This window comes from Rhizobium sp. 862_C5_N1_2 (assembly GCF_051811205.1).
Classification (GTDB): Bacteria; Pseudomonadota; Alphaproteobacteria; order Rhizobiales; family Rhizobiaceae; genus Rhizobium; species Rhizobium leguminosarum.
In genome coordinates this window covers 161,142-186,849 of the sequence record NZ_JBPWPT010000001.1, presented here as the reverse complement: position 1 = coordinate 186,849, position 25,708 = coordinate 161,142, and the positions used below count along the sequence as shown (strand labels likewise).

At 61.1% G+C, this 25,708-nt stretch carries 27 protein-coding genes; 21 read left to right on the top strand and 6 right to left on the bottom strand.

What is annotated here, in order from left to right; all coding sequences use genetic code 11:
- Positions 1 to 8: 8 nt before the first annotated feature.
- From ACD590_RS00960 to ACD590_RS00910, 11 genes are all read left to right on the top strand, one after another.
- Positions 9 to 179 (top strand): CcoQ/FixQ family Cbb3-type cytochrome c oxidase assembly chaperone, encoded by a 171-nt coding sequence (locus ACD590_RS00960; RefSeq protein ID WP_003546168.1) that lies wholly within the window; start codon positions 9 to 11, stop codon positions 177 to 179.
- The gene (gene ccoP / locus ACD590_RS00955; protein WP_018244635.1) at positions 170 to 1,048 is read left to right on the top strand and encodes a cytochrome-c oxidase, cbb3-type subunit III; all 879 of its coding nucleotides are present in this window, start codon (positions 170 to 172) and stop codon (positions 1,046 to 1,048) included. The genes ACD590_RS00960 and ccoP overlap by 10 nt, the downstream gene beginning before the upstream one ends.
- Positions 1,045 to 1,239, top strand: a complete 195-nt coding sequence (locus ACD590_RS00950; RefSeq protein ID WP_018244634.1) for a hypothetical protein — start codon at positions 1,045 to 1,047, stop codon at positions 1,237 to 1,239. Before ccoP ends, ACD590_RS00950 begins: the two co-directional genes overlap by 4 nt.
- Positions 1,240 to 2,064 (top strand): DUF2189 domain-containing protein, encoded by an 825-nt coding sequence (locus ACD590_RS00945; protein WP_439001979.1) that lies wholly within the window; start codon positions 1,240 to 1,242, stop codon positions 2,062 to 2,064.
- 88 nt (positions 2,065 to 2,152) lie between these two features.
- On the top strand, positions 2,153 to 4,366 hold the full coding sequence (locus ACD590_RS00940) for a heavy metal translocating P-type ATPase (protein ID WP_439020830.1): 2,214 nt from the start codon (positions 2,153 to 2,155) through the stop codon (positions 4,364 to 4,366).
- The gene (gene ccoS, locus ACD590_RS00935) at positions 4,345 to 4,503 is read left to right on the top strand and encodes a cbb3-type cytochrome oxidase assembly protein CcoS (protein ID WP_439001977.1); all 159 of its coding nucleotides are present in this window, start codon (positions 4,345 to 4,347) and stop codon (positions 4,501 to 4,503) included. Before ACD590_RS00940 ends, ccoS begins: the two co-directional genes overlap by 22 nt.
- A gap of 34 nt (positions 4,504 to 4,537) precedes the next feature.
- Entirely contained in the window at positions 4,538 to 4,849 is a 312-nt protein-coding gene (locus ACD590_RS00930) for a hypothetical protein (RefSeq protein ID WP_112905879.1), read from the top strand.
- 118 nt (positions 4,850 to 4,967) lie between these two features.
- Positions 4,968 to 5,381 carry a hypothetical protein gene (locus tag ACD590_RS00925; protein WP_439001976.1) on the top strand — a complete coding sequence of 138 codons (414 nt, stop codon included), beginning with the start codon at positions 4,968 to 4,970 and terminating at the stop codon, positions 5,379 to 5,381.
- A 258-nt stretch (positions 5,382 to 5,639) separates the two neighbouring features.
- A complete protein-coding gene (locus ACD590_RS00920) occupies positions 5,640 to 7,130 on the top strand; it encodes an MFS transporter (RefSeq protein WP_439001975.1) in 1,491 nt (496 codons plus the stop codon).
- A 40-nt stretch (positions 7,131 to 7,170) separates the two neighbouring features.
- Positions 7,171 to 7,611 carry a hypothetical protein gene (locus ACD590_RS00915; RefSeq protein ID WP_018244627.1) on the top strand — a complete coding sequence of 147 codons (441 nt, stop codon included), beginning with the start codon at positions 7,171 to 7,173 and terminating at the stop codon, positions 7,609 to 7,611.
- A 63-nt stretch (positions 7,612 to 7,674) separates the two neighbouring features.
- Complete coding sequence (locus ACD590_RS00910) at positions 7,675 to 8,250, top strand: AAA family ATPase (RefSeq protein ID WP_439001974.1); 576 nt, start codon at positions 7,675 to 7,677, stop codon at positions 8,248 to 8,250.
- Positions 8,251 to 8,348: 98 nt separating this feature from the next.
- Here ACD590_RS00910 and ACD590_RS00905 read toward each other — a convergent pair whose 3' ends face one another.
- Entirely contained in the window at positions 8,349 to 9,194 is an 846-nt protein-coding gene (locus ACD590_RS00905) for a class I SAM-dependent methyltransferase (protein ID WP_439001973.1), read from the bottom strand.
- A gap of 277 nt (positions 9,195 to 9,471) precedes the next feature.
- Here ACD590_RS00905 and ACD590_RS00900 point away from each other — a divergent pair, with 277 nt between their 5' ends.
- On the top strand, positions 9,472 to 9,723 hold the full coding sequence (locus ACD590_RS00900) for a hypothetical protein (RefSeq protein WP_018244624.1): 252 nt from the start codon (positions 9,472 to 9,474) through the stop codon (positions 9,721 to 9,723).
- A 139-nt stretch (positions 9,724 to 9,862) separates the two neighbouring features.
- Here the strand turns inward: ACD590_RS00900 and ACD590_RS00895 are convergent, their stop codons facing one another.
- The gene (locus ACD590_RS00895; RefSeq protein WP_439001972.1) at positions 9,863 to 10,240 is read right to left on the bottom strand and encodes a nuclear transport factor 2 family protein; all 378 of its coding nucleotides are present in this window, start codon (positions 10,238 to 10,240) and stop codon (positions 9,863 to 9,865) included.
- Between the two features lie 126 nt (positions 10,241 to 10,366).
- Between ACD590_RS00895 and ACD590_RS00890 the strand changes: the two genes are divergently transcribed.
- Positions 10,367 to 10,825: a MarR family winged helix-turn-helix transcriptional regulator gene (locus tag ACD590_RS00890; RefSeq protein WP_439001971.1), complete on the top strand. Its 459-nt coding sequence runs from the start codon at positions 10,367 to 10,369 to the stop codon at positions 10,823 to 10,825.
- A 25-nt stretch (positions 10,826 to 10,850) separates the two neighbouring features.
- On the opposite strand, the gene ACD590_RS00885 is transcribed toward ACD590_RS00890, so the two are convergent.
- Together ACD590_RS00885 and ACD590_RS00880 are read right to left on the bottom strand one after the other, a co-directional pair.
- Positions 10,851 to 12,848, bottom strand: coding sequence for an ABC transporter ATP-binding protein/permease (locus tag ACD590_RS00885; protein ID WP_439001970.1), 1,998 nt, complete (start codon positions 12,846 to 12,848; stop codon positions 10,851 to 10,853).
- Between the two features lie 808 nt (positions 12,849 to 13,656).
- Complete coding sequence (locus ACD590_RS00880) at positions 13,657 to 14,556, bottom strand: GntR family transcriptional regulator (protein WP_130651651.1); 900 nt, start codon at positions 14,554 to 14,556, stop codon at positions 13,657 to 13,659.
- Between the two features lie 227 nt (positions 14,557 to 14,783).
- On the opposite strand from ACD590_RS00880, the gene ACD590_RS00875 reads away from it, so the two are divergent.
- The 8 genes from ACD590_RS00875 (at position 14,784) to ACD590_RS00840 (ending at position 23,497) form a co-directional block, all read left to right on the top strand.
- Positions 14,784 to 16,286 (top strand): UxaA family hydrolase, encoded by a 1,503-nt coding sequence (locus ACD590_RS00875; RefSeq protein WP_018447674.1) that lies wholly within the window; start codon positions 14,784 to 14,786, stop codon positions 16,284 to 16,286.
- Positions 16,287 to 16,432: 146 nt separating this feature from the next.
- Positions 16,433 to 17,452 carry an aldo/keto reductase gene (locus ACD590_RS00870; RefSeq protein WP_439001969.1) on the top strand — a complete coding sequence of 340 codons (1,020 nt, stop codon included), beginning with the start codon at positions 16,433 to 16,435 and terminating at the stop codon, positions 17,450 to 17,452.
- A 9-nt stretch (positions 17,453 to 17,461) separates the two neighbouring features.
- Complete coding sequence (locus tag ACD590_RS00865) at positions 17,462 to 17,908, top strand: RbsD/FucU family protein (RefSeq protein WP_018244616.1); 447 nt, start codon at positions 17,462 to 17,464, stop codon at positions 17,906 to 17,908.
- Between the two features lie 208 nt (positions 17,909 to 18,116).
- Positions 18,117 to 19,106: an ABC transporter substrate-binding protein gene (locus tag ACD590_RS00860; RefSeq protein ID WP_028731590.1), complete on the top strand. Its 990-nt coding sequence runs from the start codon at positions 18,117 to 18,119 to the stop codon at positions 19,104 to 19,106.
- 107 nt (positions 19,107 to 19,213) lie between these two features.
- A complete protein-coding gene (locus ACD590_RS00855; RefSeq protein ID WP_018244614.1) occupies positions 19,214 to 20,767 on the top strand; it encodes a sugar ABC transporter ATP-binding protein in 1,554 nt (517 codons plus the stop codon).
- 27 nt (positions 20,768 to 20,794) lie between these two features.
- Positions 20,795 to 21,769 (top strand): ABC transporter permease, encoded by a 975-nt coding sequence (locus ACD590_RS00850; RefSeq protein ID WP_018244613.1) that lies wholly within the window; start codon positions 20,795 to 20,797, stop codon positions 21,767 to 21,769.
- 63 nt (positions 21,770 to 21,832) lie between these two features.
- Positions 21,833 to 22,852: a zinc-binding alcohol dehydrogenase family protein gene (locus ACD590_RS00845; protein WP_439001968.1), complete on the top strand. Its 1,020-nt coding sequence runs from the start codon at positions 21,833 to 21,835 to the stop codon at positions 22,850 to 22,852.
- 267 nt (positions 22,853 to 23,119) lie between these two features.
- Positions 23,120 to 23,497, top strand: a complete 378-nt coding sequence (locus ACD590_RS00840; RefSeq protein WP_439001967.1) for a hypothetical protein — start codon at positions 23,120 to 23,122, stop codon at positions 23,495 to 23,497.
- Between the two features lie 229 nt (positions 23,498 to 23,726).
- Here ACD590_RS00840 and ACD590_RS00835 read toward each other — a convergent pair whose 3' ends face one another.
- Both ACD590_RS00835 and ACD590_RS00830 read right to left on the bottom strand, forming a co-directional pair.
- Entirely contained in the window at positions 23,727 to 24,461 is a 735-nt protein-coding gene (locus ACD590_RS00835; protein WP_439001966.1) for a copper homeostasis protein CutC, read from the bottom strand.
- Positions 24,458 to 25,705, bottom strand: a complete 1,248-nt coding sequence (locus ACD590_RS00830; protein ID WP_439003501.1) for a LysR family transcriptional regulator — start codon at positions 25,703 to 25,705, stop codon at positions 24,458 to 24,460. The genes ACD590_RS00835 and ACD590_RS00830 overlap by 4 nt, the downstream gene beginning before the upstream one ends.
- Between the last annotated feature and the right edge of the window lie 3 nt (positions 25,706 to 25,708).

Genomic DNA, 25,708 nt, shown 5'->3' with positions numbered 1-25,708 from the left:
GATTTGAAATGGATCTTACCCACGAAACCATGTTGGAACTGTCCAAGGTTTGGGGCCTGTTCTATCTCATTTTGTTTTCGATCGGGGTGATCATCTACACCTTCTGGCCTTCCAACAAGGCGCGTTTCGATCGGGCGGAAACGGACATATTCGACAAGGACGACACCCCATGGCGATAGAGGAAGTCGATCCCGTAACAGGCCGGAAGACGACGGGACACATCTGGAACGGCATCAAGGAGCTCGATACCCCTGTACCGCGCGGGGTTCTGCTCTTCCTGATCATCACCCACCTGTTCGCCGCTCTCTGGTGGATCCTGTATCCGACCTGGCCGCTTGGAAGCACATATACGAGGGGCCTGATCGGCACGAGTCAAAAACAGGCGGTAGAGCGAAAGATCATAGAAGCCGATGCTTCGCGCGCGCCCTGGATCGAGAAGATCGAGACCAGTTCCTTTGATGAAATCCGTGCAGACGAAAAGCTGATGGAGAAGGTGGCCTCCAGCGGCCACCAGTTGTTCGGAGACAACTGCGCCGCCTGTCATGGAAGGGACGGCAAGGGCGGACGAGACTTCCCCGATCTTACCGATGACGACTGGCTTTGGGGTGGAGGACCAGAAAAAATCGTCCAGACCATGACGGTGGGCGTCAATACGACGCACTCGCAAAGCCGGGTGTCGCAGATGCCTGCGTTCGGAACAGACGAAATGCTCAACCGAAAACAGGTGAGCGACGTCGCCGCCTATGTCTATTCGTTGAGCAATACGTCCACCGAATCCGTAGACGCCAGCCAGATCGCTGCTGGCCGCCAAGTGTTCATGGCTAGCTGTGTGGCATGCCACGGCGAAGATGCCAAAGGCAAACAGGATGTCGGTGCGCCGAACCTGACCGACGGCCGCTGGATTTACGGCGGGGGTATCGAACGGATCGTCCAGTCGATCCATGGCGGACGGCAGGGACATATGCCCACCTGGGACGAACGCCTAAGTCCAGCTGAGATAAAGATACTCGCGCTTTATGTGAACAAGCTGGGTGGGGGTCAGCCGTGACGCCCGAAGCGAAGAGCCCCATACCCCGCGTTTTCAAGTGGCTGCTGATCGGACTGACCGGCGCGATCTTTGTCGGCGCCAACGCCCATTTTGTTTACATGGCGATCACCACTCAGCCCGCCTGCATCGAGCATATCAAGGAAAAAGGCCAGCAACCCAACCAATTCAGGGCCGCCGCTTCAGCTTGCTGAATGCGCGAGGAGGATCAGATGCCGCAGGACGACACTTCCGGCCGATATCGGAGCGAGGTATCAGGGATAGAGGAGACGATGAATCCCAAGTGGCAGCGGCATCTGCCCCTCGGCGCTCCTCTCGGTTGGCTTGGCCAAGGCTGGCAGGACTTGATCCGGCAACCCTGGCCAAGTCTGGCCTACGGGTTCGTGGTGTTCTTACTCGCGTTGGCGGCCACCGTGATGCTATTTCGGCTCGAGCGCGACTATCTTCTCTTTCCTGCGTTGGCGGGCATATTGATCGTCGCCCCGCTCTTTGCCGCAGGGCTCTATGTCAAGAGCAGGAGTTTGGCGAACGGCGAGCGCATCTCGCTTCGTCAGATGTTGTTCGTCCGGCCGAGAGCTGGAGGGCAGGTGTTTTTCACGGGGATGCTGCTGTGCATGGTGATGCTGCTCTGGATGAGGGCGGCGGTCATTATCTACGCGCTCTTTTTCGGCGTTAATCCGTTCCCCGGCCTTGGTGGCGTAACAACGCTATTGGTCACCACCCCCTCGGGCTGGGGCATGCTGATCATCGGCTTGTGTGTCGGCGCATTGTTCGCTGGATTCGCTTTTGCAATCGGGGTGTTCTCAATTCCGATGCTTCTGGATGAGCGCATAGACGCCTTCACAGCGATGGGCGTCAGCGTTGTCATGGTCTGGAACAACATGGGACCGTCAATGGTCTGGGGTGCGATCGTGCTCGCCCTCTTCCTCGCCAGCCTGCTGACGGGACTTGTCGGACTCATCGTCGTTTTTCCTTTGCTCGGCCACGCCACATGGCATGCCTACAAGGCAATGAGGTAGCGAGGAACGGACAATGACCTGCTGCGCGTCAATTGCGTCGTCGCTCCCCGATCCCGGACCAAGAAGGCCGGGTGTGGACGAGGTTGCGTTGGCAAGCAAGGATTTGGGCAGTGGTCTCAGGCAGATCACCCTGTCCGTCCCGGACATGCAATGTGGCGCCTGCATGGCGCTTTTGGAATCGACGCTTGGCAAGCACCCCGAAGTTCACATGGCGCGCGCCAATCTGACGGCGAAGCGTGTGACCATCCACTGGCACGCGGAAAATGGTTCGCCGCCCGATTTTGCCGCCCTGATCGGAACGATCGGTTACACGGCCGTCTTGCCGATGGAAGGCCGCGATCAATCGGACGGTGAGATATCAGGGCTGTTGCGCGCGCTGGCAGTCGCCGGCTTTTGCTCAATGAACATCATGGTGCTGTCCGTATCGGTCTGGGCGGGCGCAGACCCGGCAACACGTCAGACGCTCCACCTGATGTCGGCCGCGCTCGCACTACCGGCCGTGATCTACTCCGGGGCGACATTCTACCGGTCGGCGTGGCGGGCGCTCGTGCACGGTCGGGCAAACATGGATGTGCCGGTCAGCATCGGCGTCCTGCTCTCGTTCGGTCTCAGCGTATACGACACGTTCGCCGAAGGACGGCAAGCTTACTTCGAGGCCAGTACCTCATTGATCTTCATTTTGCTGGTCGGACGCACGCTGGACCATCTGATGCGACGGCGGGCGCGATCGGCGGCGGCGTCTCTGGCCGACATGATGCCGAAAGGCGCTAATGTGATCCGCGCGGATGGACGGATCGAATATGTTCCACTGAGCGACATCGTTTCCGGCACCCACACCCTGATTGCAGCCGGCGATAGAATTCCAGCTGACGGGACGATTCTCTCCGGCCAGTCGGAACTTGACCGTTCATTGCTGACGGGAGAGAGCCGTTGGGAGGCGGTTGGACCAGGCGGACAGGTTCGCGCGGGAGAATTGAACGTCGGCCATCCCCTGACTGTCGAAGCCACCGCCGCACCAGGAGATTCGACACTCGCCGAGCTGCATAGGATGCTGGAAGCCGTCGAGGACGGCCGGTCTCAATACCAGATACTCGCCGACAGGGCCGCGCGTCTCTATGCTCCGGTTATCCACGGACTGTCGGTGCTGACATTCCTTTCGTGGTTTGCGGTGACACAGGACATCCACCTCTCCCTGACGATTTCGATCTCGGTCCTGATCATTGCCTGCCCTTGTGCGCTGGGACTGGCGGTTCCGATGGTTCAGGTCGTTGCAGCACGCAGATTGTTCACCCAGGGCGTCGTGGCACGGGACGGATCGGCATTGGAACGTTTGGCGGAAATCGACACCGTCGTTTTCGACAAGACCGGTACGCTGACGCAATACGAGCCGACGCTGTTGACCGGGAACTGGACCGGACCACTGGAATTTTCACTGGCTGTGTCACTGTCGCGGTTTTCGAGCCATCCGATGTCGAGAGCGATCGCGGATTACGCCTCACGGCGCGAGTGGGAGGCTCTCGCGCTCGATGACGTCAGGGAGATACAAGGCAACGGTCTCGAGGCGTCTTTCCGAGGGGAAGTTTATCGACTTGGGCGAGCGGCATGGGCGGCGAGCGGCGATGCAGACGACCGCACTGCCGCAGCTTCTACTATCGTCCTGACGCGACAGGGAGAAATCCTCGCCTCTTTCGTTTTTGGAGAGAAGGTTCGAGCCGGGTCGGCGATGGCGGTGCAGTTCTTGAAGAGCCGCGGCATCGCCGTCGAAATGCTGACGGGCGATGTCCCCGAAGCGGCACTTGCAGTGGCACGGGAAGTCGGAATCGACTCCGTAAAAGCAGCCGCCCTCCCCAAGGACAAGGCCGAGGCGATCGATGCGTTGCGTGGTCTCGGACGCAAGGTGATGATGATTGGTGACGGAATAAACGACGCGGTCGCGCTGAAGACCGCGCATGTTTCCATGGTTCCGGCGTCAGGAAGCGACATCGGTCGCAGCGCCGCCGATTTCATCCTGCTCAATGGAGACATGGACGGAATAAAGGTCGCGCTGACGACGGCGGGTCGTGCGGCCGTGCTGATCCGCCAAAATTTCGCTTTGGCTATCGTCTACAATGCGTGCAGTATTCCTCTCGCGCTATTGGGTTATGCCAACCCGCTCATCGCCGCGATAGCGATGTCGACGTCGTCGATATTGGTCGTCGCGAATGCGATGAGGCTTGAGATTGACGGTACGCCGCCAGGGCGGGAAATGCGGCGGATAAAAAATTGGCGGGAGTGGGATAAATGGGCGCATTGTCGTTTCTGATACCCATAGCTCTGTTCATGGGCATCGCCGGGCTTGGCGCCTTCCTTTGGTCCCTGCGCACCGGTCAGTACGAAGATCTGGATGGCGCAGCAGAAAGGATATTGTCCGAAAAGGACGACAAGCCTCTCAGCGGCTGAAGGATCGATTGTAAACGCTTTGAAGGAGGGTCGAATGGAAGACACGGATAGCCAGTCTCCGCCGGTTGAACATGATACCGCCCAAGCGTCACGCATCCCTACCATTGATCCATCGGAGGCTGTGACGGGGGTTGCCATTGTCTTGGGTATCCTTGGCGGAGCAATCGGCGTCGTTTCCACCTTGTTCCAGGCCGATGCATCCAGTGTTGGCTCCTGGATCGTCTACTGCCTCATTGCAGCGTTGGCGGGCGGCTCTGCAGGGATCGTCGTTGGCGGAATGTTTGGAGCGATTTTCGCAGTAACCAGGGGAATAACGGTACCCGCCCGCAGTGATCGTCAGGGCTGAAGAGGCTAGGCCCAGGTCACCGCCTCCGGCGCAATAGTGCCAACCAGCCCAATCCATCCCGGAACAATGCCGCCGACCAGCTGGTTTTCTCCCTGAGACAACCAGCATGGAGAAAATCATGTCCTGCAAATTCATCGCGATATCGCTGCTTTCGGTCGGTCTCGCCGGCTCGGCGCTGGCCCAGACGACCGGTGGCGCGGATGCCAATGGGCGGCTATCGGTGGCGCCGATCATCGGCGGATCAGGGAGTTCGGGCGCAGCCGGTTCCGCCGGGGCCGGGTCGGCTGGCACTGGGTCTGTCAGCGGCGGTGCAGCGGGCACCGGGTCTGTCGGCACAGGCTCGGCGGGAACTGGTTCTGTCGGAATCGATCCCGGCACCACCGGCAGCACGACCGGCAATGGCGGCGTCGATCTCAACAGCGGCCGCAGCACCATCAATCCCGGCGGCGTCAATCCCAACCTGCAGCAGACGCCGGGTTGCACCGAGGGAAGCGCGAACAGCGGCTCGCTCAGTGAGGCATGCCCGCAATGAGGATAAAGGTGATTAGTTGCCTTCCCCCCTGATAGAACGGAAGCCCGGGCGGAACGGCGCCAGGGCCTTCGTTTTCGACCGACCTTCCTCAAATGACGCGAAAACAAATGCCCTTATGAGAAACCGGTCGCGGCCTGCTTTACCGGCCGGGCTTGAGATCGTAAAAGGACGGCATCACTCCGCAAGCGGCGCATCGCCCCACACCCAGCCAGCCTGCCGATATTTCCGGCATCTGCGGAGCACCCGAAGAGGATCGTCATGTCGAATGCAGCGCAACGCTCGAACCGCGTGCTTATCGTCGCCACCATCATGCTCGCGACCTTCATGGTGGCGATCGAGGCGACGATCGTGGCGACCGCGATGCCGCGCATCGTCGGGGAGCTCGGCGGCTTTTCCTATTACAGCTGGGTGTTTTCGGCCTTCCTGCTGGCGCAGTCGACGACCACTGTTATCTACGGCAAGCTTTCGGACATTTTCGGGCGCAAGCCGGTGCTGATCGGCGGCATTCTGATCTTCCTGGTCGGCTCATTGCTCTGCGGGTTTGCCTGGTCGATGATGTCGCTGGTGCTGTTCCGGCTACTGCAGGGGCTCGGCGCCGGCGCCATCCAGCCGGTGACGACGACTGTTATCGGCGATCTCTTCAAGCTCGAGGAGCGCGGCCGCGTGCAGGGCTTCATGGCGACCGTCTGGGCGACATCGGCCGTCGTCGGGCCGCTGGCCGGCGGCATCATCGTCGACAATATCTCCTGGGCCTGGATTTTCTGGATCAACCTGCCGATCGGCATCATCTCGATCATCGCCTTCATGCTCTTCCTGAAGGAGGACGTGGCGCACAAGCAGGCAAAGATCGATTACCTCGGATCGGTGCTGTTTTCGATCTCGATCGTCGCACTTCTCGTCATGCTGACGGAAACCGATGCCAGCGTTGGGATTCTGCTGTCGCTTTTCGCCGTCTTCGTGATCGCGGGCATCCTTTTCCTGGCCCAGGAGAGGCGGGCGCCGGAGCCGATCATTTCAATCCCGCTCTGGAGCCGAAGGCTGATTGCGACCAGCAATGCGGCAACGCTGCTGGCCGGCATGGCGCTGATCGGGCTTTCGACAATCCTGCCGCTCTATGTGCAGGGCGTGCTCGGCCGCTCGCCTCTTGTCGCGGGGTTCACGCTCACCATGCTCGTCGTCGGCTGGCCCTTGGCGGTGATGCTCTCCGGCCGTTTCTACAGGGCCTTCGGCATCCAGCGCACCTTGCGCGTCGGCAGCCTGATGTTTCCCTTCGGCGCCTGTTTCCTGTTGTTCCTGACCCCTGACAGTTCGCCGATCGTTGCCGGCGCCGGCTCCTTCTTCATGGGCTTCGGCATGGGTCTCATCAGCCTCACCAGCATCGTGCTGGTTCAGGACAGCGTCGAATGGTCGATGCGCGGCAGCGCTACGGCGTCGATCATCTTTTCCCGCAGCCTCGGCAATACGCTCGGCGCCACCGTGCTCGGCGCCATCCTCAATGCCGGCATCAACCACTATGCGAGCGGCGAGGCGGCGGCGGGCCTTCACGAGGCACTGAACCAGCCGACCGGGCTCTCGGCGCTCGCCGCCGATCCGGCGATCCGCTCGATCTTCAATGCGGCCCTGCACTGGAGCTTCTGGGGCGTGGTCGTCGTCGCGGTGCTGACTTTCTTCACCACCTGGCTGGTTCCGGTCGGGCCCAGCCAGAAGCGCGAGGCGGCGGCCGTCGCAAGCGAGGCGGCTTCGCATTAGGCGGCTCAGCCGTTCGGCGCGACTTAGGTAAAGGGCTCTGATGGGTTACGATCTTCACATTACCCGTAAGGCAAATTGGTTCGATGCCTCTCCATCGATCGCTCTCGACGAATGGCTCGAGTACGTTGCCAGTGATCCCGAAATTCAGCATGACGGTTTTGCCGAAACTCCCGCCGCCGACGGGGGTGTTTTACGGGTGGAACAGGCGGGCATATGCGTGTGGAAAGGATACTCCCGCGGCGAAAATCGAAAAAACGCCGCATGGCTTTGGTGGAGCGGAGACAACATCGTTGTCAAAAATCCTGATCAAGAAATCCGTCGGAAAATGTGGCTTATCGCCCAATCTCTCGAAGCCAAAGTCCAGGGGGAAGAGGGAGAATATTATGACCATGATGGCGAGATGATCGTGATGAAAGCCATACTCGCGCCCGAGCCTTCGATGCCTCCCGATCCAAAGCGTCCATGGTGGAAATTCTGGTAGATTCCAGACAATGTTCTGCACTGCGTTGTTGCCGGTGGATTGTATTGGGAGAGTTGTCGGACGATGGGTGTTTTCGTTTTGCTCTTGGGGTTTCCGGGCGTCGGGAAGCTGACAATCGCCAAAGAACTCGGCTCGCTTCTATCAGCAAGGATCGTTGATAATCACTGGTTCAACAACCCGATCTTGCGCCTCCTCGACGAGGATCAGACCGCTTCGCTGCCTGAGGGTGTCTGGGAGTACACCGGCAGGGTCCGGCAGGCCGTCCTGGATGCAATCACCGCCTATAGCGGCCCGTCGGCGAATTTCATCTTCACCCATGCCGGTGTCGAAGGCGATGAGCGGAGCGCACGGACGTACCAACAGTTCGTTGATGCCGCCAGACAGCGCGCCGCGGTCTTCGTTCCGGTGAGATTGCTTTGTACCGAGGAAGAATTGGCGCGTCGCGTTTCCTCCCCCGCACGGCGCGACCATTTGAAAACGACCGACGTCGAGACTTCAAGAAACCGAAGCCAACAGGCCGTGGTTCTTGATATCCCGCACCAGCACGCGCTGACCCTAGATGTGACGTTCACGTCGCCTTTCGAAAGTGCTGCGGCAATACGGGATCATGTTGTGACCTGCCTGCCGAACGGGAGCTGATTGTGCGATTGCATGCAACGAAAGAGGATATTCCGAAGTGTGGTGTCGTCATCGACGCCACGCTCCCGCTCGCCGTCGTTGTCGACGAGATTTTGAGGCTATCGCGTGCCTGTGATCACAGTTGCTGTTGAGAGAAGGTGAACCTTGCCGTCGCTGACGGATTGGAGAGCGAGCTCCAGGACCTCGCGACGGATCTTCTCCCGTGTTGCCGCGTCGGCCCTGGATAGTCCGGCGACAACAGGCGCGGCGATCTCGGTCATGAAGTCCCAGTAGCTCGCCGGGGCATCGTGCACCATCATCGCCGACACCTCTTCCACGGCGACGTCGAGAAGGCCCGCCTCTTTGAAGGTCTCGACCATCATGCCTTCCCCCGCGCAGCGGAACAGGCCCGGAGAACCGGAGGGCGGCGGGGGCATGTCCACGTGGCGGGCGATCGTGCCCATGATCGTGGTCGCCCATGGATTTTTGGCAGGCGCGCTCCAGACTGCGGCACAGACCCGCGCCCCGGGCTTTGCGACGCGCGCCATCTCCCTGGCGGCGGCAGCGATATCCGGGAAGAACATAAACCCGAACCGGCATAGGACGGCGTCGAAACTGGCATCGGCAAAAGGCAACGCTCCCGCATCGCATAGGCGAGTTTCGAAGTTTTTGAGGCCACGTCTGGCCGCATTTTCGGCGGCAGCAGTCAGCATATTTTCCGAGAGATCGGTGACGACAACCTGACCGTCGGGGATTGCCGCCGCCGCCGTCAGGCCGGGTTCGCCAGTGCCGGCGGCTATGTCAAGCACGCTAAAGCCGTTGGAGAGATTGGCGCGCCGAAGCATGGCGTCGCCAAACGGGGCGAGCCAACCGAGAACCAAGCTGTCCCATTTCTTCCAGCCGGCGGAAAATTTGTCCCACGTCTCACGTTGCTGGTTACGGATATCGTCGAGATTTGCTGACATGCACCGGCTCCCCCATCCGTTCAACCGGCAAAGCCGGGAACGTCGGCACTATGCGCCGCTGATGTCGGGATTCAATGGAAATAAACGCCATCGGGCCAATCGCCAGGCGCGACCAAACCCGTTGGGACGGAGTGATTGAATTGACCAAGACTATTGGAGCTTTTATACGATAGCTTTTGCGAAACTCCGGACTAGCCAAAAATAATCCTTTTAAATCAATGGGCTTCACCTGGATGGTGCCAAATCAAGAATACGGAACCAGCGGATAGCTGATGCGATGCAGCCCGGCTGCATGCATCAGCCATGGAGAAACAAAATTATAAAGATCATGGTCTTACTGCACAGCGCCGATGGCATGGCTTGGCAGTCTCCCCCTAAAGGCACCAGCCTGAAGACATTGAGCGAAGCCGAAGAGCAAGGTTTCATCTTGATCCGCGGGGAATTCCAGAAACGGCAATTTCGTCTGACAGAGCTGGGCTCCGACTATGTCGAGCGCGACAAGCGGCGTCTGGAAGCTCGCAGGCTCTGAACCGATACCGCCGGCTAAGCGCGAACTGAACGCACAAGCCAAGCGGCCCGACGGGCGAAAGGCGGGTCTGACAATGGCGCTTTGCAACAGGAGCGGTCATCCGTGAATAGCGAGTACCAGCTTACAGAGCACGCTGGGCTTACAGGGCATCCTGGATATCGAAGCGAACGATCTTATCGCCTTCCATGCGGAAAATATGCGTCACGGTCTTGTCCTTCAGGCCATGGGCCTGCCCCTCCAGCGGCCGGCCATCGAGGTCAAAGACCGACTGGATCACCTCGACAGCGACGGCGCCATCTTGCGTTTCCTTAAATGCGACCGGCTCGACGTGTGGACTGATCATAGCCCACTGACGTCCCCAGTAGTCGCGTACGGCCTCACGACCATAGATGTGGCCGCCGTCCATGCCATTGGCCCAGGCGACATCGTCGGAAAGGACGGCAAGGACAGCGTCGATGTCTCTGACGTTGAAGCTGGCATAGATGCGCTTGATCATTTCGACATCATTGTTGGACATTTCGTTTCCTCAGTGGAGATTGAAACTTTCTCTGGGCGGCATCGAAACGGCATTGCCTCCTGCCGCGCGTCAAGATACATACGTACATATATATCTCGCGGTCAAGCGCAGGCAAGAGGTGAGCGAATGAATGAAGACGTGCTTTCTACGCCTGGCCATCTCATCAGTCTTGCGGCGCGGGGGTTTGCCCGCCTCAGCGAGTCACGGCTTAAACCGCTCGGCTTCGGTGTCGGTCAGTTGCCTGTCCTCGTCGCGCTGCAAAATGGCAAGGCAAGCACACAGCGCGACCTCGCCCGCTTTGCCAGGATCGAGCAACCGCCGATGGCGCAAATGCTCGCACGCATGGAGAGGGATGGCTTGATCGAGCGGACACGCGACCCGGCTGACGGCCGCAGCAGCCGCATCGTGCTGACAAGAACCGCACAGGAACGCATGCCGGAGGCAATTACGGCCTTGTTCCAGAGGAATCGTGAGGCATTGACCGGGTTCACGGGTGCGGAAGCGGGACAATTGGTCGATCTGCTCAAGCGGCTGATCGAAAATCTGGATCAGATTGCGAACGCAGAGGCTTCGTCAGGCGATTGATGGTTTTGTGGCCAAACGGACAATTCTATTCGGGGACTGCGCTGTCTTTATTCGAGGTCGTGCTGTTTTTCGGCAGGGAGGGGTTCTTCAAAACGCGTGACAGCAAGTTCCGTTTTCTCTTGCGCGGGACAAGATCGATATCGCTGACAAGTTTTGCGCCGCCCTCGCGCCGCTCCAGCGTGATCTTGCGGCTATGGAAGGCTTCGAGCTCAGCCCGATGCGCGACACTGATGATCGTCACTTCAGGCAATTCATCGATCACCATCTGCATCATCTTATCCTGGCTCTTCTCATCGAGTGCTGAGGTTGCTTCATCCAGTACGATGATATCGGGGTGGTGGAGCAGCAGACGCGCAAAGGCGAGCCGCTGCTTTTCACCGCCCGACAATGTCTGGTCCCAGGGCGCGTCTTCCTCGATCTTGTCGTTCAGATAATCGAGCCCCACCTTGTCGAGCGCCGCCTTGATCTCATCCGGCGTCCAGCTATCGGCGGCGCCAGGATAGGCGACGGCACGGCGAAGCGTCCCGGACGGGATATAGGGCCGTTGCGGCAGCATGAACAATCGTCTGTCGGCGTGGAAATTGACGCTGCCCTCACCCCACGGCCAAAGACCTGCGATGGCGCGCACCAGCGTGCTCTTGCCCGAACCGGATTCACCGGCGACGAGCACCCGCTCGCCTGGCTCGATCACGACCTGGGTTTCCTTGACCACGGCGGTGCCATCGTCAAGCGACACGGAGAGATCGTTCAGGCTGAGCATCGCCTCGCCTTCCGTTTCACCGCGCTTGATGCGTCCGAGCGCGTTGCTCTGTTCGGCGCGCTCGAGCCCGTCGAGCGACATCATCAGCGAAGCGATACGCCGGGCACAGGCGTTCCAATCTGCGAGACGGGGATAGTTGTCGACCAGCCATCCGAACGCGCTCTGAACGATGGCGAAGGCAGAGGCAGCCTGCATGACCTGCCCAAGCGTCATGCTGCCTTCGAGAAATTTTGGAGCGCACAGCAGAACCGGGACGACCGGCGCAAACAGGCTCGATCCCTGCGACACAAGGGCTGTGCGCATGTGCTGGCGTGCAAGGAGCGCCCATTGCCTGAGCACGTTGGCAAAGGTCTTGCCGAGGTCGTTCCGCTCCTCCTCCTCGCCGCCGAGCAAGGCGATGCTCTCGCCGTTTTCCCGCACATGCGTCAGCGTGTAGCGAAATTCGGCTTCCGCTTGGTTTTTCGCCTCGGAGACGCGGACGAAATGGCGGCCGATGACCGTCATCGAACTGGAGGTGATCGCGGCGTAGAGGACCGCAGTGACGACGAGAAAGCCGGGAATGGTGACGGTCCAACCGGCGATCGTCAGAGTCAGAGCCCCGCCGATCGTCCAGAGCACCAGGATGAAGGTCGAGGCCGACAGAAAGGCGGCAATGACGCCAGAGATGAAATCGACAGGTGCTTCGGTGGCAATCCGTAAATCCTCCGCGATGCGCGCTTCGGGGTTCTTGTGGTCGCCGCCGATGAGGTTCAACTGATAGTAACGACCGCTTGCGAGCCAGCGCGCGATGACGGCGGTCGTCAGCCAGGAACGCCAGCGGCGCTGGATCATCATGCGAAGGGCGACTTGTGTGGTGACAAGGGCTGCAGTTCCGAGCGCCAGTGGCAGGAATACGACGCTCAGGAAATACACGGTGCGGGCATTATGTTGCTCCAGGGCGTCAAAAATCGCGCGGTTCCAGAGATTGATTCCGTACTGGAAGCCGACATTCATGCCGATCAGGGTCAATAACCCGATGGTGCACGGCCAGGCGAGCTTATCACCGCCACGGCCCCAATAGCGGCGCGCGCTGATCCAGAAACGCTTCAGCAAATACCGCTTGCGCGCCTGCTCGGCCTCTTCAGGGGTCAGCTCCGGATCAGGTTCGATGGCATCTGGCGGCGGCATGACCTCGACAGTCGATGCCGTCTCCTGGGGCGAGTTCCCGGCACCGTGCGGTTCGGTGCCGTCGACCGATTTCGGTTTGAGTTTAGCGTCGGCCATAAGCGCGATAACGGCTTACACATCGAAATGTTTCATGATCGCTGCCATCCACCGTATCGAAAAACATCTGCCCCTCACCCTAACCTTGCCGGGGTCGAGCCTCAAAGGCCGATCTCCTGGCCAAGGGCGGATTGGCGCCGGCGAAGCTTGCGAAGTAACCGTTCAAGATTTGCCCCTCACCCTAACCCTCTCCCCGTAAACGGGGCGAGGGGACGTGCCCTGCTAGAGGTAGCGGGGAACGGAGAGGTTGCGGCATATCCCCTTCGCCCCGTCAGAACGGGGAGAAGGTGGCGGCAGCCGGATGAGGGGCAGAGGCTGGCGCCGAGCCAATTCCTTCTTGCTCGGATTAACGTCGTGGTCTCAGGCGAAAGCGCCTGAATGCAGCCGTCAGGCAGAGATGTGCCCAAATCAGCCCATCGCAGAAAAAGAAAAGGACGATCAGATAAAATAGTGCCGGTTGTTCGGCAGCCTTGAGTACGGCGGATTGTTTATCGTGCAGCTCTCTCTGAACCAGCCACACTAACGGGACGCTCAGCGGCAAAGGACTAAATAGCGTCAGGCCGATAATCACAGACCAAGCCCGAAACTGCTCTATCATAGCCTTGAATTCCGGTGACGCCCCGGCAGTGCCGTCACCATCACGCCGGTCTCTCTCTCTCTCTCTCTCTCTCTCTCTCTCTCTGAATCACATTTTGGCGCCAACTTCCAGATGGTGGACAAATGGGATGCGTGCAACTCTGCGCATCGCCGGTCACTGATGGCATTTGCCCCCATAAAACGCACCTTTCCCGGAACTGCTCTCACCTCCTCAAGCGGATTCGGTGGCGATCTGCGGCAGGGATTGCAGGAGGGTCTGGCGGGCGGAGTGCAGATGCGCGCGGCAGGCGGTTTCGATTGCCGCCTGGTCGCGGGATTCGAGGGCTGCGATATAATCCAGATGTTCGTGGATGGCGCGCTCGTTGCGCTGGCGGGCGGCGGTCTTGTTCCACTGGTAGTGATAGTGGAAGACGATGGCGATCGCGTCGTAGAAATCGGCGATGAAGCGGTTCTTCGAGGCGCGGTGGATCAGCAAATGGAAGCGCTCGTCTAGGACGGAGAAATCCTTGAAGCGCTGGTTGATGTCGGCAAGCATGGCGTGATGTTCGTCGCGGATGGCGGCAAGATCGGCCCAGCTCTGATTATCCCTGGAAAGCCGGCCGAATTCGGCGGCAGAATGCAGCTCGAACATTTCGCGCACATCGGCAAGCTCAAGCGCGAATTCGCGGGTGAACCCTTTGAGCGTCCAGTGGCTGTTCGGGCGTTTCTCGATGAGGCCGAAGCGGGAGAAACGGATCAGGAATTCGCGTACGCTGGTCGTGCCGGTGCCGATCTCGCGGGCAAGCTCCAATTCGTTGATCTGCATGCCGGGTGCTGCATCATCGGCAAGGATGCGCTGCATGAAGCTGCGCTCGATAATATCGTGCAGGGAATCGGTTTCTTCGGAGGGAAAGAGGTCGCGGTCTGTGGGTTGGCGCAGCACGATCTTCTGGCGCTTGTTCCAGCGGATGATGCCCTCTTCGCTGAGCCGCGTCAGGATGGCGCGCGCCGTCGAGCGGCTGACGCCGAGCTGGGCGGCGATCTCCGGTTCCGAGGGCAGCGCCGTATCCGTACGCAGGGCTGCCGCATACCTGTTGTAGGCTTCCTTGAAGACCGTATTCTGCCTTGCCACCAGACCCCGCTTTCCGCCCTCGTGACCGTCGCCCGCTTCAAAGCAGGACGGAGCGGACCGGGGCTTGTTCAAACGACCTTTAGCTTAATTCCGGTCGCCTGCGGCTCATTGCCTCCCTCGTCCACAGGATCAATATTCCCGTTGACTTGAAAATGTTTATTGTAGATAAAAAACAAAATCAATGCGCTTTCGCCGATGTAGCGAGCCTTTCCCAGGGAGATAGAGACTTGGACAAACTGCCTTGGATCATCCTTTCGGCCGGCGACAATGTCGCGGTCGCAACGGCGGCAATTGCGCCGGGTTCGACGGTTGCCGGCATTCAGACCCGTGAGAAGATCGACCCCGGCCACAAGGTGGCGATTGCGGATATTCCGCTCGGATCACCCGTGGTCAAGTACGGACAGGCGATCGGCCGCACGACGGCCGAGGTCAAGGCCGGCGACCATGTGCACAGCCACAACCTGCATTTCGAAAACGACCGGCTGGCGGCGACCGCCAATTCGGCGCCGGAAACGGCGACCACCGATGACAAGGCGCGCACCTTCATGGGCTATCGCCGCGCCGACGGGCGGGCGGCGACGCGCAACTATATCGGCATCATCGCCAGCGTGAACTGTTCCACCACGGTCTGCCGGGCGATCGCCGACGAGGCGAACCGGACGATCCTGCCGCATTACGAGGGCATCGACGGTTTCGTGCCGATCGTGCACGACCAGGGCTGCGGCATGAGCTCGACCGGCGACGGCATGAACGTGCTGCATAGGACGCTCGCCGGCTACACCAGACATGTGAATTTCGGCGGCGTCCTGATGATCGGCCTCGGCTGCGAGGTCAACCAGCTGACGCTGTACGGCCAGAGCGGCGCCGGCGCCTCGAAGCGGCATTTCAACATCCAGGATGCCGGCGGTTCGCGCCGCGCAGTCGAGCGCGCCATGGGCATGCTGCGCGAGATCGCTGCCGATGTCGGCAAGGAAAAGCGCGTGCCGATGTCGATCGGTGAGATCATCATCGGCCTGCAATGCGGCGGCTCGGACGGCTTTTCCGGCATCACCGCCAATCCGGCGCTCGGTGTCGCAGCCGACCTGCTGGCGGCCGCCGGCGGCACGGCGATCCTGTCGGAGACTTCGGAAATCTACGGTGCGGAGCACCTTTTGCGCAGCCGCGCCGTCAGCGACGAGGTGGCAAAGAAGCTCGACGACAAGATCGCCTGGTGGGAAGATTACGTCGCGCTGCACGGCGCCTCGCTCGACAACAATCCGTCGCCCGGCAACAAGCGCGGCGGGCTGACGACCATCCTTGAAAAATCGCTCGGCGCGGTCGCCAAGGGCGGGCGTTCGCCGCTGACGGCGGTTTATGGTTATGCCGAGCGGGTCACGGCCCCCGGCCTCGTCTTCATGGACACGCCCGGCTACGACCCGGTCTCGGCGACCGGCCAGGTGGCCGGTGGGGCAAACATGATCGCCTTTACGACAGGTCGCGGCAGCTGCTTCGGTTGCCGGCCGGCGCCGTCGCTGAAGCTTTCCAGCAATTCGGCGCTCTATGCCTCGATGGAAGAGGACATGGACATCGATTGCGGCACGATCGCCACCGGCGATGCGACGATCAGCGGCAAGGGCCGCGAGATCTTCGACCTGATCGTCGATACGGCATCAGGCAAGAAGACCAAGAGCGAGCTCTTCGGCTATGGCGACAATGAATTCGTGCCCTGGCATCTGGGCGCGACGCTCTAACCTTTGCTTTGACGCAATCCCAGGAAAACCGCTTCACACTTTTCCTGGGATTGATTTGAAGTACGCAATCCCGGACGGAAAACCGCTTCACACTTTTCCTGGGATTGCTCCATAGACCAAGCTCAAGTTCTTCGCGAGGAGGCATGATGAAGACGAGACGGATCGGCAAGACCAAGCTGGAGGTGACCGAAATCAGTTTCGGTGCCGCCGCTCTCGGCGGTCTCTACCGCGCCTGCCCGCGCGAGCAGGCGATGGATACGCTGCAGGCGGCCTGGGACAGCGGCATCCGCTATTTCGACGTGGCGCCCTGGTATGGGCTCGGCCTCGCCGAACGGCGGGTCGGCGATTTCCTGCGCGACCAGCCGGACCGCAGTTACGTGCTTTCCACCAAGGTCGGCCGGCTGCTTCGGCCGGTGCCGACCGGCACCGTGCCTGATTACAGCTATGTCGACCCGCTCTCCTTCGATGCCGATTACGACTATTCCTATGACGGCATCATGCGCTCGGTCGAATTCAGCTATGCGCGCCTCGGCCTCAACCGCATCGATATTCTTTATGTGCACGATCTCGGCGTCTACACACATGGCGCGGCGAAAAACGCGGTCCACCAGAAGCAGTTTCTCGATTCCGGCGTGAAGGCGCTGGAGGAACTCAAGTCGTCTGGCGCGATCTCCGCCTTCGGCCTCGGCGTCAACGAAGTGCCCGTCTGCCTCGACGTCATGCGCCATTCCGATCTCGACTGCATCCTGCTTGCCGGCCGCTACACGCTGCTCGACCGCTCGGCCGTCGCCGAACTGCTGCCGCTCTGCCGGCAGAAGGGCACGTCGCTCGTCGTCGGCGGCGTCTTCAATTCCGGCATCCTCGCCACCGGCCCGGTGCCGGGTTCGCATTTCGACTATATGCCGGCTGATGACGACGTGCTTGCCAAGGTCGGCGCCATGGAGGCGATCGCCAAAAGTCACGGCGTATCGCTGGCAGCGCCCGCCCTGCAGTTTCCGCTACGCGAGGCGATCGTCGCCTCAGTGCTGATCGGCACGGCCAAGCCGTCCAGCCTGACGCGCAATATGGAGATCGTCGAGCCGCGGCTTGCCGACGAGATCTATGCCGAATTCGAACCCTATACGCTGGTCGCGCCGCCGCTCGGCGCCGAAGCCGTCCGAGTCTGAGGAGAGACTATGCTCAAGGGTATTCATCCGCTGCTTGGCCCCGACCTGCTCCATGCGCTGAAGACCATGGGGCATGGCGACGACATCGTCATATCAGACGCCAATTTTCCCTCGGGCTCGATGGGTCCGCCGGTCATCCGCGCCGACGGCGTCAGCGCCACTGCGATGGCCGAGGCTATCCTGACACATATGCCGCTCGACACGTTCGTGCCGGAAGCGGCGTGGCGGATGGAGGTGGTCGGCGATCCCGATGCGATGCCGGAGGTCTGCACCGAATTCCAGCAGATCGTTTCCAAGCATGCCGGCGATTTCCGCATCGTGCCGGTAGAGCGTTTTGCTTTCTACGCGATGGCTCGCAAGGCCACCTACATCGTCGCGACGACGGAATTCCGGCTGTACGGCAACCTGATTTTGAAAAAAGGCGTAGTCCATCCTGATGAGGTCGACATGGCCTGATCCTTATTTTAGGGTATCGTGGTATTGGAATAAAATCAGTTGCTTGGCGGGAGTTTGCCAAAGAAAAAAAGCCGGTTTGGCGCTCTTGCAATTTGATTGCGCCTCGGCTAGCTTCACCCGGCAAATGTTTTTTATCGATAAAAATCGTCCGCCTGCGTTCAGCGGCCGATTTATTTGGAGGAGAACGCACCCTGAGAGGAGAACCCTTATGAGTATCGTGAAATCCCTTCTGTCCCGCCGCGCCTTTACCGCGCTTGCAGGTGCCGCAGTCATCGCCACGGCGATGCCGGCAACGTCGTTTGCCGCCGACGTGACGATCCCGATCATCGTCAAGGACACGACGTCCTTCTACTGGCAGATCGTTCTGGCCGGCGCCCGCAAGGCCGGCAAGGATCTCGGCGTCAACGTGCCGGAACTCGGCGCACAGGCCGAATCCGACGTCAACGGCCAGATCAGCATTCTGGAGAACGCCGTTGCCGGCAAGCCGGCCGCCGTCGTCATTTCGCCGACCGAATTCAAGGCGCTCGGCAAGCCGATCGATGAAGCCGCCAAGTCGGTTCCGATCATCGGCATCGACTCAGGCGCCGACTCCAAAGCGTTCAAGTCGTTCCTGACGACCGACAACGTCCAGGGCGGCCGCATCGCCGCCGACGGTCTTGCCGCCGCCATCAAGGAGATGACCGGCAAGGAAGAAGGCGATATCGTCATCCTCACCAATCTTCCCGGCGTCGGCTCGCTAGAGCAGCGCCGCGAAGGCTTCCTGGATCAGATCAAGACCAAGCATCCCGGCCTGAAGGTCATCGCCGACAAGTATGGCGACGGCCAGGCGACGACCGGCCTCAACATGATGACCGACCTGATCACGGCCAACCCGAACCTCGTCGGCGTCTTCGCCTCGAACCTGATCCTGGCGCAGGGCGTTGGCCAGGCGATCGCCGAAAACAAGCTCGGCGACAAGATCAAGGTCATCGGCTTCGACAGCGACGACAAGACGGTGGGCTTCCTCAAGGATGGCGCGATCGCCGGCCTCGTCGTTCAGGACCCCTATCGCATGGGCTATGACGGCGTGAAGACCGCGCTTGCCGTCTCCAAGGGCGAGAAGGTTCCGGAAAATGTCGATACCGGTGCCAATCTCGTCACCAAGGCGAACATGGCCGATCCGAAGATCGACGCGCTACTGAACCCGAAGATCAAGTAACAAAAACAGACAGGCCGCGCCGGCTTCAAAAACCGGCGCGGCCTTTTCCATCCGTGGTATGTTTTGTGCGGGATGGAGAGCAGAGGCGACACAAGGAGGAGAGGTCCATGATCGGACTGGAAGAGGTCAGTCATCGCCATGATGACAGCGCGACGCTGAAAGAAGCCAATCGAATTCCCGCCGGATCGCCTATCCTCGAACTCAAGGGCCTGCAGAAGAATTATGGTCATGTGCAGGCGCTGAAGCCAGCGACGCTGACCTTCCTTGCCGGTGAAATCCACGCCATCGTCGGGGAAAACGGCGCCGGCAAATCCACCCTTATCAAATTGCTGACCGGCGTCATTACCCGCACGGCGGGCGAAGTGCTGTGGTGCGGCCAGCCGGTGGGGCTGTCTACGCCGAACGAGGCGATCGCCCGCGGCATCAACGCCGTCCACCAGGAAGTCGTGCTCTGCCGGCACCTGACGGTTGCCGCCAATCTTTTCCTCGGCGACGAGGTCAACCGCTACGGCCTGATGCGCAAGAAGCAGATGGAGAAGATGGCGCAGGCCGTGCTTGACGATCTCGGCTTCGGCCTACCGGCCGGTGCGCTGTTGAGCTCGCTGACGATCGGCCAGCAGCAGCTGGTGGCGACGGCGCGCGCGGCGATGCGCGGCACGCAGTTCCTGATCTTCGACGAACCCACCGCCTATCTGACGCGCCAGGAATCGGCGCAGCTCTTCAAGCTGATCCGCCGCCTGCAGGGCGAAGGCGTCACCATCGTCTATATCAGCCACCGCATGGAAGAAGTGTTCGAGCTGGCCGACCGTGTCTCGGTGCTGCGCGACGGCACGCATGTCGGCACGCGGCTGATCGGCGAGACCAACGATGCCGAACTGATCGCTTTGATGATCAACCGCTCGATCGAGCAGATCTACCACAAGGAAGAGATTGCGATCGGCGAGACGATCGTCGAGGTCAAGGGCCTCTCCGGCCCGGGTTTCGAAGACGTGTCGCTCAGCGTCAAGGCAGGACAGATCGTCGGCCTCTACGGGCTGATCGGCGCCGGCCGCAGCGAATTCGCGCTCGGCCTCTACGGACGCCAGCCGATCAGCGCCGGCGAAATCCACTGGAGGGGCAAACGTGTCGATATCCGCAACGAACGCACCGCCATGGAACTCGGCATTGCGCTCGCGCCCGAAAGCCGGCGCGACCAGGGGCTTTGCCTCAACCTGCCGATCGGCCTCAACATCAACCTGCCGGTGTTCGGGCGCCTCAGCCACGGCCCCGTCATCAATCACGCACGCGAATCGGCCAATGCCGACAAGCAGATCCGCGATCTCAGCATCAAGACGCCGAGCCGGCGCGTTCCGGCCTCCAGCATGTCGGGCGGCAACCAGCAGAAGATCGTCATCGGCAAGTGGCTGAGCCACGGCGCCCGGCTCTTCATCTTTGACGAGCCGACCGTCGGCGTCGACGTCGGTACCAAGGCGGAAATCTACCGGCTGTTCGCCAAGCTTCTGAAGGACGGCGCGGGCATCATCCTGATCTCCTCCTACCTGCCCGAGGTCTACGAACTGGCCGACCGGCTACACGTCTTCCGCGCCGGCAAAATCGTCGCGAGCCATGATTTCCATGCGGCGACGCATGAACAAGTGCTCAGCGAAGCGATCGGCGTCTGAGCCAAAAGAATAAGAGGGAGAAAATTCATGACTGCCACCCCCACAGAAATCGTCGCACCGCCGCCGCGCCGGAAAATGAACATCCTGTTCGGCCTGACGCTGATCGGCCTGCTGATCTTCCTCTGGATCGTGCTCGCCGTTGTCACCCCGAGCTTCTGGACGCCGCTCAACATCTCGAACCTGCTGCGTCAGGGCGCTATGACGGCGATCCTCGCACTCGGCCAAACCTTCGTCATCATCACCGCCGGCATCGACCTTTCGGTCGGCGCCATTGTCGGCTTCTGCACGGTGATCATCGCCTGGCTGCTGCAGGCGGGCGTACCGGTATGGGGTGCGATCGCGCTGACGCTGCTCATGGGTGTGGCGATCGGCGCCTTCCATGGCTTCGGCATCGTGCATATGGGCCTGCCGCCGTTCATCATCACGCTGGCAACCCTGACATCGCTGCGCGGCATCGGCCTGCTGATCACCAACGGTTCGACGATCAACATTACCAATGAGGGCTTCAGCAATTTCGCCCGCGCCGATTTGCTCAGTATTCCGAGCCTGTTCTGGATGGTCATCCTGGTGGCGGTCCCCTCCTTCATCTTCCTGCATCTGAGCCGTTGGGGCCGCTATCTCTTCGCGGTCGGTTCGAATGCCGAGGCGGCGCGCCTTTCCGGCGTCAACGTCAAGGGCATGATCTACCTTGCCTATATCCTCTCGGCCTCCTTCGCCGCCTTCGTCGGCGTGCTGCTGGCCTCGCGCATCGCCATCGGCAATGCGACACAGGCCGACGGCTGGGAACTGCAGGCGATCGCCTCCTCCGTTATCGGCGGCACCAGCCTGTTCGGCGCGGTCGGCTCTGTGCACGGCCCGCTGATCGGCGCGTTCATTCTCGCCACCATCAACAACGGCGCGAACCTTCTGAACGTCAACTCCTTCTGGCAGCGTATCATCACCGGTCTCTTGATCATCGTGATCGTGTTCTTCGACCAGCTGCGCCGCCGCAAGAGCAATTGAGCGACAAGAGACAGCCGGCCTGAACAAGCCGGCTTCTTCCATTTCAGGAATGCGAGACCCGTCATGAAAGCAGTTCTTTGCCGGGAGCCCGGCGTGCTCGATATCGTCGAGCGCCCTTCGCCAGCGGCTCCCGCCGCCGGCTGGGTGCGGCTTGCCGTCAGCCATGTCGGCATCTGCGGCACCGATTACCACATCTTCGAGGGCAAACATCCCTTCCTCGAATATCCCCGGGTAATGGGGCATGAGATCTCGGCGACGGTGCTGGAAGCGGGCGACGGCGTCACTATCGCAGTCGGCACGCCCGTCATCGTCAATCCCTATCTCTCCTGCGGGCAATGTATCGCCTGCCGTCAGGGCAAGCCGAATTGCTGCACCAATATCAAGGTGCTCGGTGTCCATACCGACGGCGCCTTCTGCGAGGAGATTTCGGTTCCGGCCGAGAACCTCTATGCCGCCAAAGGTGTAAGCCTCGAGGCGGCGGCGACCACCGAGTTTCTGGCGATCGGCGCGCATGCGGTGCGCCGTTCGATGACCGGTGCCGGAGCGCGGGCGCTCGTCATCGGCGCCGGGCCGATCGGCCTCGGGGCGGCGATCTTCTCGCGCATCGCAGGCCATGAGGTGACGCTGCTCGATACCAGCACCGAGCGGCTGCAGATGGCATCCGAGCGCTTCGGCTTCACCTCCGGCATCGTTGCCAACGAGGCGACAGCGGAGGCCGTACGGGAAAAGACCAATGGCGACGGTTTCGACGTGGTCTTCGACGCGACGGGGTACGGCCCTTCGATGGAGAAGGCCTTCTCCTTCGTCGCCCATGGCGGCGCGCTGGTGCTGGTCAGCGTCGTCAAGGACGATATCCGCTTCTCCGACCCCGAATTCCACAAGCGCGAGATGATGGTGATCGGCAGCCGCAACGCCACCCGCGTCGATTTCGAGCATGTGGCGGATTCCATCGCCAAAGGGCTGGTGCCGGTGGACAAACTCATCACCCACCGCACGACACTTGCCGATGCGCCGCGCGATCTCGCGCGCTGGGCGCATGAGAAGAATGGGCTGATCAAGGCGGTGATCCGCATCGGTGCCTAGGGCAATCCCAAGGTAAGAAGTCGCATAGCGATTGCCTTGAACGCTTCCGGCAAATCCCGCCGGGAGCCGTTGGCCTTTGGTCTTTCCACAAGACGTTCTGATGGATGAGCCCGGAAACAACGCGGTTCCGACTCAGACCGGCGCCGGCGATTTCGCGCAACATTTCTCAATCAAAAAGCACACAGACGAAAACGGAAGGGTCCATAAGTAGGGCCCGGCGGATACTCGGCAGATGTTCATCAATTGAGTGATGGAAAGGGTCGGGCGATGAAAATGCGAATTGCTTCCTTGGCAATGACTATTGCGCTGACAATGCCGCTTGTGGTGCCTGCCCGTGCGCAGGTGGTCATCCAGGAAGGCCAGGGATCGGAATTCTATGCTGATCCTGACGATAACCAGACGGAAACGGATTTTCTGCAGCGATGGAATCGCCACCACGACCAGCGAAGCGGATGGCGTTCGGGTCGGGACAATTTCGGGCCAGACGATGCGGTTCGCCTCCTCGAACGGCGTGGTTATCGCGTCAGAGATGTGAGGGACGTGGGTGAACGATATCTGATCAGAGCATGGCGAGACGGGGACGATCTCCTCGTGAGTGTCTCCCGCAGGGGTGAGATCATGGGCGTCGTGCACGACCGCGAGTGATGAGCCGTCTTTGCTGTCCCTCACGCCGATGGCTGCCCGTCACCCTAACCCTCTCCCCGTTCTGACGGGGAGAGGGGACGTGCCCTGCGAGATGTAGTGGGGGACGGAGAGGTCCGCGGCATGTCCCTTCTCCCCGCAGGCGGGGAGAAGGTGGCGGCAGCCGGATGAGGGGCTGGTCTCGGCGATCTCCTGGGTCGAGGTGACCCGATAGCCGTCGCTTTGGCGCGGGCTAAAAATTCTGACCCACCGCCTCGATCGCCCTGCGCATCTGCCTGACAACGGCGACATCGGTCTTGTTCGTGCTTTTCGCCTCGAAGCCGAAGGCGACCGCGCGCGGATCGGCGCTTTCGACCGGTGAACTACAGGAGCCGTGGACCTCGCGAGCGCCGGTCGCCTTCAAAATCTCGCCGACATTTGCCGGGCGGATGCCGCTGCCGGGCATGATCGCGATCCGGCCGGCGGCCTTTGCCGAAATGCGCTTCAGCGTGTCGAGACCGTCGGTGGCCTTCAGGGCGCAGCCGGAGGTCAGGATGCGTTCGCAGCCGAGTTCGACCGCCTGTTCCAGCGCCTGGTCGGCATCCGGCACCAGATCGAAAGCGCGATGCAGCGTCGAGCCGAGGCCGGCCGCATGCGCCTTCAAACGGTGGATCAACGGCATGTCGAGCGTACCATCCGGCCGGTTGGCGCCGATGACGACACCGGCAAGGCCAGCGGCGCGCACGGCATCAATATCGATCATCATCGCTTCCTCATCTGCCCCGTCGAAGATGAAAGGCCCGGCGTGAGGGCGGATCATCGCGTAGACCGGAATGGGAGCCCGGGCGGCGATCTTCATCAGGCTCGGCAGCGGCGTCAGGCCGCCGAGCTCAAGCGCCGAGCAGAGCTCGATGCGGCCGGCGCCGCCTTCGATCGCGGCGGCAAGGCCTTCGGCGCTGTCCACGCACACTTCAAGCAAGATTGTCACGCTGCAGTCTCCCTGGCTCCGGCGTCCGTCGGCCTTATGGTGCGCGCCACGGTTTCCGAGGTAATTCTCGCCGCCACCTCGATGATGACAGTGCAGGCATCGGCGGCGGCTTTTCGATGGTTGAAGGCGACGTGATAGGACATCGGCAGGTGCTCGTCGAGATCGACGATGCGCACCTTGTCGGCAATCGGCATGGCGCTGACGCGGCCGAGGAAGGAGACGTAACCGTGATTGGCGACGAGGTCGACGATGACCGGCAGCGAATCCGCCGCGGTGATATCCTGGCCGCGCAGGCGCCAGTTGGGCGCGCGCTCGTAGCTGAAGGCCATGGCCGCATGACCGAGGCCGGTGCGCGGGCTCGGCATGCAGATCGGGTGGCCGGCAACGAGATCGGCGACGCTGGTCTCGGTACTATCCGGCGGCGCGATCACCACCATGTCGGTCTGCAGCAGTTCGCGATGGCGGAAGTTTTCCAGCCCGAAGACCGAATCCAGGATCGCGACATCGATGCGGCCGCTCTTCAGCGCCTCGCGCAGATCGTCGGCGGTCATCGAGACCAGCGAGATCGCATTGTTGTTGCGGCGTGCATTCCACTCCGAAACCAGCGTGCCCAGGCAGCGGGCCACCCAGCTTTCCGATCCGGTCGGGATGATCGAGCCGATGCGCAGCGACCGGGCGGTGCGCCGATAACGCTCGTCGGCCGACGATTTGAGATCGTTCCACGCCTGGCTGATCGCCATGAAGATCTGGTAGGCGCGCCTGCCCTCCTCCGTCAGCACCGAGCCCTGCGCCTGCCGCTCGAACAGGCGATGGCCTAAAAATTTCTCAAGATTGGCAAGCTGAAGCGAAAGCTGCGGCTGACCGAGGCGAAGACGGCGGGCGGCCCGATTGATGCTACCCTGGTCGGCAACTTCGAGAAAACGCTCCATCGTGACGATCTTGACGGGAATGCGGGATGCCCAGGCTTCGTTGATCCCGGCGGCGGCGCCGTCGTGACCGGCCCATTGGCCGAGTTCAGCGATTGCAGCCATGATCGGTTCCAGGCCTTCCAGCACCCTGCCGCTCGCAATCAGCGTCGCCAACTCGCCGGAAGCGCGTTCCGTCAGCTTCATCGCCAGTTCGGTCTCGAGATTATGGATTGCCGTCGAGACGGTGGAGGGCGACAGCTGGAAGCGCCGCGCGGTCTCGCGCACCGAACCGGAGGTCAGGACATGGCTTGCGATGAACAGGGCACCAAGATGCAAACG

Coding starts and splice junctions, on each gene's coding strand:
- ACD590_RS00960 (WP_003546168.1), top strand. CDS start 9: ATGGATCTTACCCACGAAACCATGTTGGAACTGTCCAAGGTTTGGGGC.
- ccoP (WP_018244635.1), top strand. CDS start 170: ATGGCGATAGAGGAAGTCGATCCCGTAACAGGCCGGAAGACGACGGGA.
- ACD590_RS00945 (WP_439001979.1), top strand. CDS start 1,240: ATGCGCGAGGAGGATCAGATGCCGCAGGACGACACTTCCGGCCGATAT.
- ccoS (WP_439001977.1), top strand. CDS start 4,345: ATGGGCGCATTGTCGTTTCTGATACCCATAGCTCTGTTCATGGGCATC.
- ACD590_RS00930 (WP_112905879.1), top strand. CDS start 4,538: ATGGAAGACACGGATAGCCAGTCTCCGCCGGTTGAACATGATACCGCC.
- ACD590_RS00925 (WP_439001976.1), top strand. CDS start 4,968: ATGTCCTGCAAATTCATCGCGATATCGCTGCTTTCGGTCGGTCTCGCC.
- ACD590_RS00920 (WP_439001975.1), top strand. CDS start 5,640: ATGTCGAATGCAGCGCAACGCTCGAACCGCGTGCTTATCGTCGCCACC.
- ACD590_RS00915 (WP_018244627.1), top strand. CDS start 7,171: ATGGGTTACGATCTTCACATTACCCGTAAGGCAAATTGGTTCGATGCC.
- ACD590_RS00910 (WP_439001974.1), top strand. CDS start 7,675: ATGGGTGTTTTCGTTTTGCTCTTGGGGTTTCCGGGCGTCGGGAAGCTG.
- ACD590_RS00905 (WP_439001973.1), bottom strand. CDS start 9,194: ATGTCAGCAAATCTCGACGATATCCGTAACCAGCAACGTGAGACGTGG.
- ACD590_RS00900 (WP_018244624.1), top strand. CDS start 9,472: ATGCAGCCCGGCTGCATGCATCAGCCATGGAGAAACAAAATTATAAAG.
- ACD590_RS00895 (WP_439001972.1), bottom strand. CDS start 10,240: ATGTCCAACAATGATGTCGAAATGATCAAGCGCATCTATGCCAGCTTC.
- ACD590_RS00890 (WP_439001971.1), top strand. CDS start 10,367: ATGAATGAAGACGTGCTTTCTACGCCTGGCCATCTCATCAGTCTTGCG.
- ACD590_RS00885 (WP_439001970.1), bottom strand. CDS start 12,848: ATGGCCGACGCTAAACTCAAACCGAAATCGGTCGACGGCACCGAACCG.
- ACD590_RS00870 (WP_439001969.1), top strand. CDS start 16,433: ATGAAGACGAGACGGATCGGCAAGACCAAGCTGGAGGTGACCGAAATC.
- ACD590_RS00865 (WP_018244616.1), top strand. CDS start 17,462: ATGCTCAAGGGTATTCATCCGCTGCTTGGCCCCGACCTGCTCCATGCG.
- ACD590_RS00860 (WP_028731590.1), top strand. CDS start 18,117: ATGAGTATCGTGAAATCCCTTCTGTCCCGCCGCGCCTTTACCGCGCTT.
- ACD590_RS00855 (WP_018244614.1), top strand. CDS start 19,214: ATGATCGGACTGGAAGAGGTCAGTCATCGCCATGATGACAGCGCGACG.
- ACD590_RS00850 (WP_018244613.1), top strand. CDS start 20,795: ATGACTGCCACCCCCACAGAAATCGTCGCACCGCCGCCGCGCCGGAAA.
- ACD590_RS00845 (WP_439001968.1), top strand. CDS start 21,833: ATGAAAGCAGTTCTTTGCCGGGAGCCCGGCGTGCTCGATATCGTCGAG.
- ACD590_RS00840 (WP_439001967.1), top strand. CDS start 23,120: ATGAAAATGCGAATTGCTTCCTTGGCAATGACTATTGCGCTGACAATG.